Annotated in this window: 13 protein-coding genes and 1 pseudogene; 8 read left to right on the top strand and 6 right to left on the bottom strand. The window is 72.6% G+C overall.

Annotated features, from left to right (window positions below; genetic code table 11):
- Positions 1-21: 21 nt before the first annotated feature.
- Positions 22-168: a hypothetical protein gene (locus AB0M18_RS27000; RefSeq protein ID WP_365762373.1), complete on the bottom strand. Its 147-nt coding sequence runs from the start codon at positions 166-168 to the stop codon at positions 22-24.
- Positions 169-176: 8 nt separating this feature from the next.
- Here AB0M18_RS27000 and AB0M18_RS26995 point away from each other — a divergent pair, with 8 nt between their 5' ends.
- Positions 177-344: a hypothetical protein gene (locus AB0M18_RS26995; RefSeq protein ID WP_365762371.1), complete on the top strand. Its 168-nt coding sequence runs from the start codon at positions 177-179 to the stop codon at positions 342-344.
- 22 nt (positions 345-366) lie between these two features.
- Here the strand turns inward: AB0M18_RS26995 and AB0M18_RS26990 are convergent, their stop codons facing one another.
- The 3 genes from AB0M18_RS26990 to AB0M18_RS26980 all read right to left on the bottom strand — a co-directional run bounded on the left by AB0M18_RS26990 (position 367) and on the right by AB0M18_RS26980 (position 2,411).
- Positions 367-927, bottom strand: coding sequence for a hypothetical protein (locus AB0M18_RS26990; RefSeq protein ID WP_365762369.1), 561 nt, complete (start codon positions 925-927; stop codon positions 367-369).
- A gap of 134 nt (positions 928-1,061) precedes the next feature.
- Positions 1,062-1,949: a GNAT family N-acetyltransferase gene (locus AB0M18_RS26985; protein ID WP_365762367.1), complete on the bottom strand. Its 888-nt coding sequence runs from the start codon at positions 1,947-1,949 to the stop codon at positions 1,062-1,064.
- A gap of 141 nt (positions 1,950-2,090) precedes the next feature.
- Positions 2,091-2,411, bottom strand: a complete 321-nt coding sequence (locus AB0M18_RS26980) for a hypothetical protein (RefSeq protein ID WP_365762365.1) — start codon at positions 2,409-2,411, stop codon at positions 2,091-2,093.
- Positions 2,412-2,616: 205 nt separating this feature from the next.
- Here AB0M18_RS26980 and AB0M18_RS26975 point away from each other — a divergent pair, with 205 nt between their 5' ends.
- From AB0M18_RS26975 to AB0M18_RS26960, 4 genes are all read left to right on the top strand, one after another.
- The gene (locus AB0M18_RS26975; RefSeq protein WP_365762363.1) at positions 2,617-3,045 is read left to right on the top strand and encodes a hypothetical protein; all 429 of its coding nucleotides are present in this window, start codon (positions 2,617-2,619) and stop codon (positions 3,043-3,045) included.
- Positions 3,042-3,725, top strand: coding sequence for an ABC transporter ATP-binding protein (locus tag AB0M18_RS26970; protein ID WP_365762361.1), 684 nt, complete (start codon positions 3,042-3,044; stop codon positions 3,723-3,725). Before AB0M18_RS26975 ends, AB0M18_RS26970 begins: the two co-directional genes overlap by 4 nt.
- Positions 3,722-6,010: an FtsX-like permease family protein gene (locus AB0M18_RS26965; protein WP_365762359.1), complete on the top strand. Its 2,289-nt coding sequence runs from the start codon at positions 3,722-3,724 to the stop codon at positions 6,008-6,010. The genes AB0M18_RS26970 and AB0M18_RS26965 overlap by 4 nt, the downstream gene beginning before the upstream one ends.
- Before the next feature lie 172 nt (positions 6,011-6,182).
- Entirely contained in the window at positions 6,183-6,443 is a 261-nt protein-coding gene (locus AB0M18_RS26960; protein ID WP_365762491.1) for a DUF4287 domain-containing protein, read from the top strand.
- 63 nt (positions 6,444-6,506) lie between these two features.
- On the opposite strand, the pseudogene AB0M18_RS26955 reads toward AB0M18_RS26960, so the two are convergent.
- Positions 6,507-7,754 (bottom strand): annotated as a pseudogene (locus AB0M18_RS26955) (MFS transporter); the annotation flags it as partial.
- A 150-nt stretch (positions 7,755-7,904) separates the two neighbouring features.
- Here AB0M18_RS26955 and AB0M18_RS26950 point away from each other — a divergent pair.
- From AB0M18_RS26950 to AB0M18_RS26940, 3 genes are read left to right on the top strand one after another with little or no spacing between them, the layout of a single operon-like run.
- Positions 7,905-8,972, top strand: coding sequence for a DUF5937 family protein (locus AB0M18_RS26950; RefSeq protein WP_365762358.1), 1,068 nt, complete (start codon positions 7,905-7,907; stop codon positions 8,970-8,972).
- Positions 8,969-9,934 carry an alpha/beta hydrolase gene (locus tag AB0M18_RS26945; protein ID WP_365762356.1) on the top strand — a complete coding sequence of 322 codons (966 nt, stop codon included), beginning with the start codon at positions 8,969-8,971 and terminating at the stop codon, positions 9,932-9,934. Before AB0M18_RS26950 ends, AB0M18_RS26945 begins: the two co-directional genes overlap by 4 nt.
- A gap of 10 nt (positions 9,935-9,944) precedes the next feature.
- Complete coding sequence (locus AB0M18_RS26940; protein ID WP_365762353.1) at positions 9,945-11,006, top strand: aldo/keto reductase; 1,062 nt, start codon at positions 9,945-9,947, stop codon at positions 11,004-11,006.
- A gap of 48 nt (positions 11,007-11,054) precedes the next feature.
- Here the strand turns inward: AB0M18_RS26940 and AB0M18_RS26935 are convergent, their stop codons facing one another.
- Complete coding sequence (locus AB0M18_RS26935; RefSeq protein ID WP_365762489.1) at positions 11,055-11,915, bottom strand: helix-turn-helix transcriptional regulator; 861 nt, start codon at positions 11,913-11,915, stop codon at positions 11,055-11,057.
- Between the last annotated feature and the right edge of the window lie 138 nt (positions 11,916-12,053).

Below are 12,053 nucleotides of genomic sequence, written 5' to 3'. Positions count from 1 at the left end.
ACGGCGAAGACCAGCCGTGAGTCAGGCCGCGAGGACCTTGATGCTGTGGGCGAGGACCTCGAGGCCGCTGATGTACGACTTCACGGTGCCCGCGCCGAGGCCGAGGCGCTTGCTGATCCGTTGGTTGGTGAGGCCCTGGCCGAGCAGGACGACCGGGACCCGGGGCACCCCGGCGCATGCGCCTCGCCGCCCTTCGGCGCGGGCGTGTCTACGCGGGGCTGCTCGCCGTACTCGCGGCGGCGCTCACCTTCGTCGTACGCCACTCCCTCACCGCCACCCCCTCTCGGCGTACTGCTCCCCTGCTGTTCGTCGTCTCCGGTGCCCCGCGCCGCCAGGAGCGCTGAAGCCTTCGGACGGGCGGTCCGATCACACCGGGCAGGGCCGGTACTCCAGGCTCAGTTCGCGGTCGACGGCGTAGCTGGTGCGCATGGAGGCGTCGGTGACCTTCTCCCAGGAGCCGTACTTCGCGTACAGCTGGTCGGCCGTCGGGCCGAGCGGGTTGCCGTACTTCGCGATGTTGCGCTCCTCCAGGACCCGGACCTCCTCCGGCGTCATGCCGGCCCGGGTGATCTCCTTGGCCTGGTTGCGCATGTCGACGAGCTCGCGGGCGATCTCCTCCTCGGTGGCGCCCGCCGCGCGCATGTCGGCCTCCGTGCGGTGCATGTCCTCCAGGAGCTGGTGGTACCGGATGCGGGTGCGCTGGGCGTCGACCTTCTGGTCCATCGGCATCACGCGGATCCGGCACACGACCGGGTCGGTGCTGGGGCACGGGTCGTCGGCGGCGACGGGCGGGGCGAGCGGGGCCGTGATGATCGAACCGCAGGCCTCGGCCGCGCCCGCCGTGGCCGCGGCCCCGGTGGTGAGCAGGGCGACGGCGGTGACGAACGGTACGAGGACACGGCGCGGCAGAGTCGAGGAGAGGCGCATGGGCGCATCCTCGGCAGCCGCGCCGTGCCCGTTCACGCAGGCGCACCGCCGGGGCGCGGTGATCACACCGGTGATCACCCCGGCGAGTGACGACCGCTCGGGACGGAAACGGAACTCCGCTCAGTCGACGGGCCTCAGCCCGTGAGCTCGCGCTGGAACTCGTACGCCTCGTGCGTCGGCAGGTAGCCGAGGGCGTCGTTGACGCGGCGCATGTACGGGTTGTTGTCGGCCGTGTCCGTGACGAGGCCGCCGAGCTGCGGCTGCCGCTCGCGGGCACGCACGATCGACGCGGCCTTCATCCAGCGGGCAAGGCCGTGGCCGCGGTGCTCGGAGAGGACGGCGGTGCCGTAGTGCACCCCGTCGCCCACTCCGCCGGCGGGAGTCACGAGCTCGGTGAACCCGACCACCGAACCGTCCGCCTCCGCCACCGCCGCGACCGTGTGCAGCACCTCGCCGCGGCCCTCGACCGCGCCGGCCGCCGCCCGTACCCGCTCCAGGTCCCACACCACCGTGCCGTAGTCGATCGTCCCCATCGGCATGTCGTCCATCGCCCGCCGCGAGGCGACATAGCTCGCCGCCAGCGCATCCGGCACCATGCCCTCCCACTCCACGAGCCGATAGCCGGCCGGCGCCTTCGCGACCTCTGCGGCAAGCGCCGGGACATCGGCCTCGGCCAGGGGCAGCCGGGCGTACGTCAGCGTCATCGCGACGCGGAAGCCGCGGGCCGCGAGGAATGCGGCGCCCGGCGTCCCGGCCTCCGCCTGCGCGACAAGACTGCGCCGCCCGTCCTCCCGCGCCGCCGCCACCGCCGCGTCGAGCAGCGCCGTGGCGACGCCCTGCCGCCGCTCGGCCGGATGGATCCGCGCGTCGAACTCGGCGAGGTGCCGCTGCCCCTCCCTGGCGAAGAGCCGCAGGAACGCGGACCCGGCGGGCTCCCCTTCGGGCCCGTCGGCGAGCCAGGCGAGGCGGCGGCCGATGGAGTTCGGCTCGGGGTCGGCGAGGGCGGTGAGGCGTATGGACAAGTCAGCTCCGTAATGGTTGGGAGAGGGGGTGGGGTTGGGGGGTGGGGTTGGGGTTGGGGTTGGGGTTGGGGTTGGGGGGTGGGGTTGGGGTTGGGGGGTGGGGTTCGGGGGTGGGGTTCGGGGGTGGGGTTCGGGGTGGCGTCAGTCCTCGAAGTTGTCGCTGGCCAGGCGCAGCGCGAGCTCCTGGAGGATCGGCTCCGTAGCCGGTACGGCACCGGAGGCGTCATGCGCGTCGGCGACGGCCTCGAAGGCCAGGATGAACCCGTTGACGAGCGCGCTCAGCGGCTCGGACAACTGGGCCAGGACCGACAGCCCGACCTCCTCGGCACTCGCGTCGGCCGGCACCGCGAACTGCCCGGGAATGACCTCGCCCAACAGATCCGAGACCAGGCTCTCGTCGACGCCGCCACGGAGCGCTGTCAGTGCTGCGATGGCCTTGAGTTTGATCTCGTTCTCGGTCACGCGAGGAGCCTAGGAGCAACCCCGGGGCGGGACGGCGGAATTCGCGCGACACGCGCGCGGTACGCGGGGACGCCGGTGGTGTTGACGATCCGTTCGTCGGTTCACCAGATGGTGGGAAGGAAACGATCCCGCATTTCACTACGGCGAGTAGTCACCTCAATACTCATCGCGACAAGATCTCCTTGGTGCGTCGAGTGGAGGACACATGCGCAAGTGGGTGTCGGTGGCGATCGCCGCCGGGCTGTTCCTGGGCGGGGTGGGCGGGGCGGTGGCGGATTCATGGCACACCATTCCGAACGTGCACACCGACGGAGTCGAGTTCAAGGGTGGCTCCTACGTCTTCGAGCCGAAGAGCCGGAACCACGGCGGCTTCCACTTCAGGGGAAGCCTCAGGGACGTCTCGCCGAACGACGGCCACAACGTCTACGTCGAGGTGAAGGTCGAGGCCTACGACTGGAACCGGTTCAAGGGAACGCAGAAGAAGTACGTCGACCTTGACAAGGTCGTCTGGGACGGGGCAGCGCAGTTCACCTCGCAGGCCCGCCTTCGCGTGTGCCGCGACCGCGGCTCGCTGCGGCCCGACAACTGCGTTCCCACCTTCCACTACCTCCGACAGGGGAACGGCGAGTCGTGAGTGACCTTCTCCGCGCCGAGGGCGTGGATCTCTTCTACGGGGACCACCGGGCCGTCAGCGGCGTCGACTTCGCCTTACGGCGCGGAGAAGTGGCCGCCGTCATGGGGAGCAGCGGGTCCGGGAAGTCCTCGTTGCTGTACTGCCTGGCCGGGGTGCTGGCCCCGGGTGGGGGGCGGGTGGTGTTCGAGGGGGTGGACCTCGCCGGGCTGGGGGACGAGGAGCTGAGCGTGCTGCGGCGTGAGCGGTTCGGGTTCGTCTTCCAGTACGGGGAGTTGCTGCCGGAGCTGACCGTCGAGGAGAACGCCGCCCTGCCGCTGCGTCTCGCCGGGCAGCGCAAGGCTCCCGCGCACGCGGCGGCCGGGGAGGTCCTTGGGCGGCTCGGGATGACCGGACTGTTGCAGCGCAGGACCTCGCAGTTGTCCGGCGGGCAGAGCCAGCGGGTCGCCGTCGCGCGGGCGCTCGTGCACCGGCCGGCCGTCGTGTTCGCCGACGAGCCGACCGGCGCGCTCGACAGCGCCAACGCCACCGCCGTACTGGACGAGTTCCTGCGGCTCGCCCGCGACCAGGACACCGCCGTGGTGATCGTGACCCACGACCGTGACGTCGCCGCCCGCGCCGACGTCACGTACACGATGGTCGACGGCGTCCTGAGCCCCTGCGGCCCGGCGGTGACCGCGTGAACTCCTTCCTCCTCGGCCTGCGCCTGCTGTGGCGCGGCGGGAACCGGGCCCGCGCCCGGTTCCTCCTCATGACCGGCGGGTGCGCGCTCGGCGTGGCCTGTCTGGCCGCCGTCCTCACCATCCCGACGATCCTCGCCGCCAACGAGGCCCGGGACGCGGCCCGCAGCCTGCGGTTCGTCGACCCCTTGGCGGAGCCGAGGCAGGTCTCCACCGTCGCCGCCGCGGAACTCGAGGACGCTTACGGCTCCGAGCCGATGCACCGGGTCTTCGTCGCCCGCACGGCACCAGGCGCAGCCCCCGTGCCCGTACCCGTACCGCCCGGCCTCGACCGGCTGCCCGCCGCCGGCGAGACCGTCGTCTCACCCCGCCTCAAGCGGCTCCTCGCCGAACGGCCCGCCCTCGCCGGACTCGTACCCGGCCGGATCACCGGCGTCATCGGCCCCACCGGACTCGCCGGGCAGGACGACCTCTACGCGTACATCGGCCGCGCCCGCGCCCAACTGCCCGCTGACGCCCACCCCCTGGTCTCGTTCGGCAAGGCGTACCCCGACCACGAAGTCGTCGAGCCGTCCACCCTCGACATCCTGCGCTTCACCCTCTCCTGCATCGTCCTGCTCCCCCTCGCCGTCTTCCTCTCCGTCTGCGCCCGGCTCTCCGCCGAGACCCGGGCCCGCCGGCTCGCCGCGCTCCGTCTCGTCGGGCTGAGCGTGAAGGACACCCTGCGGGTCAACGCCGACGAGACCGTCGCGGCCGCCCTCCTCGGGGCGGTCCTCGGGATCGTCGGCTACCTCGGCTTCAACGAGGTCCTGGCACGGATCGGGCTGCCGGGGCTGCACTGGTTCCCGGCCGACGGTCGGCCCGAGGCGACGACGCTCGCCATCTGTCTCGTACTGTGCCCGGCGCTCGCCTGGTTCGTGGGCCGGCGGTCCGCGCGCGAGGCGGCGCTCCGACCGCTCAACGTCCGCCGTACCGCGCAGCGCAAGCCGCCACGGAAGTACGGAACGCTTCTCCTGCTTCCCGGCCTCGGCGTCATCGGCGGCTACTGCGTCCTCAGCATCATCGGCCGCGACCCGAGCGGCGGCACCGCCTCCAGCCTGCTGATCCCGGGAGCCGTACTCCTGACCGGCGCCGGTCTCGTGCTCGGACTCGCGCCCGTCACCGCCTGGCTCGCCCGGCAGCTCGCCGGCCGTGTGCAGTCGCTGCCGCTCGCCCTCGCGATGCGGCGCGCCGAGGTCGAACCGGGCAGCGCGCTGCGGGTCGTCACGGGGCTGGTGCTGCTGGTGTACGCGACCTCGCTGACGCAGGGCGTGCTGGTGGAACTGGACCAGGTGAGCCGGCGCACCGCGCCCGTACAGGAGTACCAGCTGTCGACCGACGAGCTGAGCGCGCAGCAACGCAGCCGACTGGCGCACGTGGCCGATCTGCGCGGCCATGCGCTCACCGTGCATTCGTGGGAACCGGAGGACGGTGAGATTCGGCCCGAGATCACCGTCATGGTGGCCACCTGCGCCCAACTCGCTGCTCTCGTCAGCTCGTCCAGCGGGTGCATGGACGGGAAGATGCTGCGCATTACGGATCCCGACCTCCTCCCCGACGCCGACGCGGCCCCGGGGCGCACCTATCCCTTCCGGTTCGGCGAGGGACGTGGCCTCGACATCACGGTGCCGAAGGACGCGACGATGGTGCGCGTCTACCAGCCGTCGGTGGTCGTCGGCGCCGACGTGCTCGTACCACCCTCGTTCTTCGCGCCGTACGGCACGGTCGACGGCACCCTCAGTCTCGCCACCTCCTCCGACCCCACCACCGTCCGCGCCACCCTCGACGCCATCGGCGCCATCGCCCCCACCGCGCACGTCGAGCCGGTCGGCATCGTCGTGACCGCGCTCCACCAGCTCACCGTCATCCGAAGCCTGCTCGTGTCCGGGATGGTGCTCGGGCTGGTCGTCGGGGTGGCGGCCTTCGTCGTGTCCGTGGCCGATCGGGCGATGGAGCGGCGGGGGCAGGTGGCCGCGCTGGCGTTGCTGGGGGCGCGGGGCGGGACGCTGCGGGTGGCGCAGTGTGCGCAGGTGGTGCTGCCGCTCGGGGTGGGGCTGGGGGCGGCGGTCGTGACCGGGTGGCTGGCCGAGTCGAGCTATCTGATCACCGGGGGCGGGGCCGTGCACTGGGACTGGGAGGGGCTGCCGTTGCTTGTGGGGTTCGCGGTCGGGGTCCTGGTGGTGGGCGGGGTGGCCACGCTTCCCGTCGTACGGCGGCATGTCGACCCGGAGCACATCCGCCGGGACTGACCAAGTCGAACGACCGGGAGAACGAGCGAGAGAACGAGCGGGAAAAAGATCGCGGGGCGCGCCGATGAGTTTTCGGCGCGCCCCGCGTCTACCTCCTGAAAGCCCCGACAAAGCCCTGGCCCCGCAGCCGTCAGCACACCGCGCCGGCGCCCCGACGAGAAGAGGTCACCTCGTGTCCACTGCCTCCGCCACCCCCGCTCCCACCCCCACTCCCACTCCCGCTCCTGCTCCCGCCGTCAAGGGTCCCGCCAGCTACTTCCCCTCCATCGAGAAGAAGTACGGGCGACCGATCGCCGAGTGGCTGGAGATCGTCGACGGGTCCCCGCTCGTCAAGCACATGGAGCTCGTCGGCTGGCTCAAGAGCGAGTACGGGCTCGGGCACGGCCACGCCAACGCCCTCGTCGCGCACGTCCTCGCCGGCCGGAACCGCTAGTTCAGCCACGGCCACAGCCACAGGCTCCGCAGCGGCAGCGGCAGCGGCAGCGGCAGCGGCAGCGGCAGCCGCACGCTCCGTCACCCGTGCCTTCAGGACCAGCGTCGCCGCCGAGGCCATCAGGCCCGCGCCCAGGGCGGTCCACCAGAGGGTGGCCGGGCCCAGGCCGGTGTAGAGGGTGACGCCCAGGGTGAGGGAGCCGAAGCGGGCGACGCCCCAGGTCCAGCTGAAGGCACCCTGGTAACGGCCTCGGGCGTGGGCCGGGGCCAGGTTGGCGACGATCGCGGCGCCGATGCCGGCGACGACCACCTCGCCGAGCGACCAGACGACGACCGAGACGGCGAAGCCGGCCGTCCCGTCGGCGAGTCCGGTGAGAGCCACGCCGACCGCCACGAGAACGCTGCCCGCCACGTACACCGGGAGTTGCGGCAGCCGGGCGAGTCGCGCGGTGGTGAAGGGCTGGAGCCCGACGACCAGGATCGCGTTGAGGGCCGCCATCGTGCCGTACACCGCGGGTGAGAGACCGTTGTCGCGGATGGCGAGCGGCAGGGCGACCTCGGTGAGGGAGTAGACGAAGAGCTGGACGCCGAAGAGCGGCAGGAGGAGGACGGCGAGGCGGTCGCGCAGGACGATGCCGTAGCCGAGGCCGTCGCCGGCGGGCCGGGGCCCGCGGGGCGGTTCGGTCAGGCGGGCGGCGCCCACCGCCGCGTACAGCAGCATCGAACCGGCGTCGACGGCGAACAGCAGCCAGTAGCCCTGCGCCGCGAGGAAGCCGCCGAGGACGCCCGCGACCGCCGTGCCGATGTTGACGCCCCAGCCGAAGAGGGCATACGCGCGCTGCCGGCGTTCCGGGTCGACGGCGTCGGCCATCAGCGCGTACGCCGCCGGGGACACCGCCATGCCGGTGGCGCTGATCAGCAGCGCCGCGGCCGCCATCGTCCACACTCCGGGCGCCAGGAACAGCGCGCCCTGCGCCACGGCCGAGCCGAGCAGGCCGATCAGCATCGTGGGGCGGCGTCCGATGCGGTCGGCGAGGACGCCGCCGACGGCCGGGCCGATCAGGTTGCCGGCGCCGAGCGCGCCGAGGACGTACGTGGTGTCGGTGCCGGTGACCCCGCGCGAGGCGAGGAAGAAGACGAGGAACGGGGTGACGAGGTAACCGAGCCGGTTGATCACCGTGCCGGCGAACAGCGTCCAGACGACGGACGGGAGGTTCCCGAAGGACGACGACGAGGAAGAGACGGAGGCGGATGCGGAGACGGAGACGGACTTCGCAGGAGCGGGAGTTGAGGGTGCGGGCTTGGAGGGCATGGCAGGAGCTTGCGGGCGTGGGCCCGACCCCCTCCAACGATTAAGCTCCAGCCGAATCCATCCAACACAGGGACCCGACATCAGGACCCGACGCCAGGACCCGACGCCGGCATCCGCCATCGGAATCGATCACGGGGGCAGCACGTACGCATGGACTCCGCGCTCAGCTTCTCCGCCGCCGACCTCGCCCAGACCCGGTTCGCCGTGTCCCCCATGTGGGAGGTCGTCACCAGTTTCCGCCTCCTCCGCAACGGCACCCCGTCGCCCCTGCACCGCAGTTGGGCCGACCAGGTACGGCCCCGATTCCGGCAGGCCGGGCTCGACCGCGGGCGACTCGCCGCGCTCGTACCGCCGCACGGCTACCTCGCCGACTTCCTCAACCCCACCCCCTCCGGGCCCTTCCCCACCCTGGAGAGCGAACTCGACGCCATCGGACGCACGCCCGTCGAGCAGATCGCCCGTGACCTGGACACTCTCGGGACGGGGACTCGCACCGCGCGCATCAGCCGCGGCCTCGACCTCGGCCTCGACCTCGACCTCGACCGGCTCCGCGACGAGATCCTCACCTACTGGGAACTCGCCCTCGCCCCCTACTGGGCCCGCATCCGCGGACTCCTCGAAGCCGATGTCTTCCACCGCGCCCGCCAGGTCGCCGAGCACGGCTCGGCGCGCGTTCTCGGCGAGCTCCACGAGACCGTGCGCTGGGACGACGGCACCCTCCGGCTCGTCCGTCGGGCCTGCGCGCTCACCCGCGACCAGGCGGGCTCGGGGCTACTGCTCATCCCGTCCGCGTTCGCGTGGCCGCGCGTACTGACCCGCTCGGTCGCCCCCGACCCGCCCCAACTCGCCTATCCGGCACGGGGCATCGGCAACCTGTGGGAGCCGCGCACCGCCACGACCGCCACCGAGGCCGTCGCCGGCGTCCTCGGGCGGTCCCGCGCGCTGCTGCTCGCCGAGCTCGACACCCCGGCCTCCACCACCCAGCTCGCCGCCGCCTTCGGCCTGTCGGCCGCCGCCGTGTCCCAGCACCTCACCGCCCTCCGCACCGCCGGACTCGTCACCGCGCACCGCAGCGGCCGGTCCGTCCTCTACGCCCGCACCGCCGTCGCCGACGCGCTGCTCTGTCCTCAGTCGGATCCCTGGCCGGACCACCGGCCCGGCGCCCGGCCGGACCCTCGGTCGGACGCCCGGTCGGACGCCCAGTTGGAGCCTCGATGACCACCTCTGCCGTGAACTGGACCGAGCACGTTCTCGTACGGAAGAGCGCACGCGAACCCGACGGCGTACGGCTCTCCGTGCGCGACTGGGGCGGCGACGGGCGGCCCTTCCTGCTGCTCCACGGGCTCGCCGGGCACGCCGGCGAATGGGACGGGCTCGCCCGCCGTCTGCGCGCCGACGGGCACCGCGTCCTCGCCCTCGACCAGCGCGGGCACGGCGCGAGCGAACGGCACCCGGCCGATGTCTCGCGCGCCGCGTACGTCGCCGACGTCCTCGCCGTGCTCGATCACTTCGCGCTCGACGGGACCGTCCTCCTCGGGCAGTCGTACGGCGCCCACGCCGCCCTCCTCACCGCCGGCGGCCCGCTGGCGACGGGCCTCGCCGCGGTCGTCCTCGTCGAGGCCGGTCCCGGAGCGGCCGAACCCGGCGTCCTGGACGAGGTCGGGGGCTGGCTGCGGGCCTGGCCGGTGCCGTTCCCGGACCGGGCGGCGGCCGTCGCCCACCTCGGCGGCGGACCCGTAGGGGAAGGCTGGGCCGACGGCCTGGAGGAGCGAGAGGACGGCCTCTGGCCCCGATTCGACCCCGAGATCATGGTGGCCTCCCTCGCCGAGAACACCCGCCCCACCGGCCGTGCCTGGTGGGAGGAATGGGCGGCGATCCGCGTCCCGGTCCTCGCCGTGCTCGGCGAGAAGGGGATCATCAGAACGGAGGAGTACGACGGGATGGCGCGGCTCCAGCCGGACCGCCTGCACGGAGTCTGCCTCCCCGGCACCGGCCACGACCTGCACCTGGAACGCCCCGAACTGCTCCACCAGCTCGTGACCGGGTTCCTCGCCGAACTCGCCGAACTTGCCGACCTCACCGAACTCACCGAACACACCGGACACACCCAGCTCGTCGAGCTCGCCGAACGCACCGGCCCCGCCGAACTCCCTTGCCTTGGAGCGGACTCCAACACCTAGGGTGCGGCGCATGCGCTATCGGGTACTCGGCGGAACCGGGATCGAAGTCAGCACGTACTGCCTCGGCACGATGATGTTCGGGGCCATCGGAAATCGCGATCACGCGGATTGCGAACGGATCATCCACAGCGCCCTCGACCGGGGCATCAACTTCGTCGACACCGCCGACATGTACTCGGCGGGCGAGGCCGAGGAGATCGTCGGCAAGGCGCTGCGCGACCCGCGGCGCCGCGACGACACCGTCCTCGCCACGAAGGTGTACTTCCCGGTCGGCGGCGAGGGACCCAACCGGGGTGGCACGTCCCGGCGTTGGATCGTGCAGGCGGTGGAGAACAGCCTGCGGCGGCTCGGCACCGACCGGATCGACCTCTATCAGGTGCACCGGCCCGACGAACGCACCGACATCGAGGAGACCCTCGACGTGCTCGGCGATCTCGTCACCCAGGGGAAGATCCGGACCTTCGGCTGCTCCACCTTCCCCGCGGAACGGATCGTCGAGGCGCACGCCGTCGCCGAGCGGCGCGGCCTGCGCCGCTTCCGCACCGAGCAGCCGCCGTACTCACTGCTCGCGCGCGGGATCGAGACCTCCGTGCTGCCGGTCGCGCAACGGTACGGGATGGGCGTGCTGACCTGGTCGCCGCTGGCGTCCGGCTTCCTCACCGGCAAGTACCGCAAGGGCCGGCCGATGGACCTCGGCTCCGGGCGCCCCACGATCCATCCGCAGCGCTTCGACCCGGAGCTGCCGGTCACGGCCGCCAAGCTCGACGCCGTCGAGGAGTTCACGGCGCTCGCCGAGGAGATCGGCTGCACGCTGCCCGAACTCGCCATCGCCTTCGCGGCCGCGCACCCGGCGGTCACCTCCGTCATTCTCGGGCCGCGCACCCAGGAGCAGTTGGACGGGCTGCTCAAGGGTGCCTCGCTGGTGCTCAGCGACGAGACCCTGGACCGGATCGACGCCATCGTGCCGCCCGGCACCGACGTCTACCCGGCGGACGGCGTATGGCAGCCGCGCGCCCTCACCGACCCGACGGCCCGACGGCGCCCGGCCGGCGAACGCGCCGCCGCCGACTAGGGCCCGTCCGGTGCGGATCAGGATCGGACACGACCTAGGACCGGGGCGTCAATCCACAGGCGCGAACTGCTCCGTGCCGACCACACCGAGCAGCGCGAGCCGCTCCCCCATGTCCGTGCCGGGCGGCGGGGTGTATATGACGAGCCGCTGCTCGCCCTCGGGGGCGAGCAGCACCTGGCAGTCCAGGTCCAGCAGGCCGACCACCGGGTGCAGCACCCGCATCCGGCTGAGGCGGCGGACCGCCACCTCGTGCCGCGGCCACAGTTCCGCGAACTCCTCGCTCGCCGCGCGCAGCCGCTCCACGAGCCGGGTCACGGCCTGGTCGCCGCCCCGCCGGCCGTAGGCGGCGCGCAGGTCGGCGACGTGCAGGCGGCTGTAGTGCTCGTGCTGCTCGGGCGGGTACGCGGTGCGCGCGTCCGGGTCCGTGAACCAGCGCCACACCACGTTGCGGCCGTGCTCCGAGACCGTGCACACGCCGCCGAGCAGTGCCCGGGCCATCAGGTTCTGGGCGAGGACGTCCCCGAGGTCGTTGAGTATCTGCGCGGGCGTGCCAATCAGCTGGTCGAGCAGATGCAGCAGGGCGGGGGCCACGTGGTCGCCGGCGGCGGGCCCGGCAGGCGGGCGGTGGCCGGCGAGCAGGTGGAGATGGTCGCGCTCGTCGGTGCTCAGACGGAGCGCGCGGGCGAGCGCGGCGAGCATCTGCGGCGAGGGCTGCGGACCGCGGGCCTGCTCCAGGCGGATGTAGTAGTCCGCGGACATGCCCGCGAGGTGGGCGACCTCCTCGCGGCGCAGACCGGGCGTGCGGCGCCGCGGCCCGGCGGGCAGGCCCGCGTCCTGCGGGCGCACCCGCTCACGGGAACGGCGCAGGAAGTCGGCGAGTTCGCGGCGGTCGATCGTCATGCCGGTCATCCTGCCCAAGGCCGAGAACCTCATCCAGGGACTGTCGATCCCAGGGTCGAGAGGTCTCTCCCGGACCTCTTCCGGCGGCGGCAGAGTCATCGGTGTCAGCCACGACGGCCGACGACAGCTGACGGCAGCTGACGACAG

It is taken from the genome of Streptomyces sp. NPDC051909 (assembly GCF_040681095.1).
Taxonomy (GTDB): domain Bacteria; phylum Actinomycetota; class Actinomycetes; order Streptomycetales; family Streptomycetaceae; genus Streptomyces.
Note: the sequence above shows the minus strand (reverse complement) of the source record. Positions and strands in the feature narration are given on the sequence as shown.

Coding starts and splice junctions, on each gene's coding strand:
- AB0M18_RS26995 (WP_365762371.1), top strand. CDS start 177: ATGCGCCTCGCCGCCCTTCGGCGCGGGCGTGTCTACGCGGGGCTGCTC.
- AB0M18_RS26940 (WP_365762353.1), top strand. CDS start 9,945: ATGCGCTATCGGGTACTCGGCGGAACCGGGATCGAAGTCAGCACGTAC.
- AB0M18_RS26950 (WP_365762358.1), top strand. CDS start 7,905: ATGGACTCCGCGCTCAGCTTCTCCGCCGCCGACCTCGCCCAGACCCGG.
- AB0M18_RS26975 (WP_365762363.1), top strand. CDS start 2,617: ATGCGCAAGTGGGTGTCGGTGGCGATCGCCGCCGGGCTGTTCCTGGGC.
- AB0M18_RS26990 (WP_365762369.1), bottom strand. CDS start 927: ATGCGCCTCTCCTCGACTCTGCCGCGCCGTGTCCTCGTACCGTTCGTC.
- AB0M18_RS26935 (WP_365762489.1), bottom strand. CDS start 11,915: ATGACCGGCATGACGATCGACCGCCGCGAACTCGCCGACTTCCTGCGC.
- AB0M18_RS26945 (WP_365762356.1), top strand. CDS start 8,969: ATGACCACCTCTGCCGTGAACTGGACCGAGCACGTTCTCGTACGGAAG.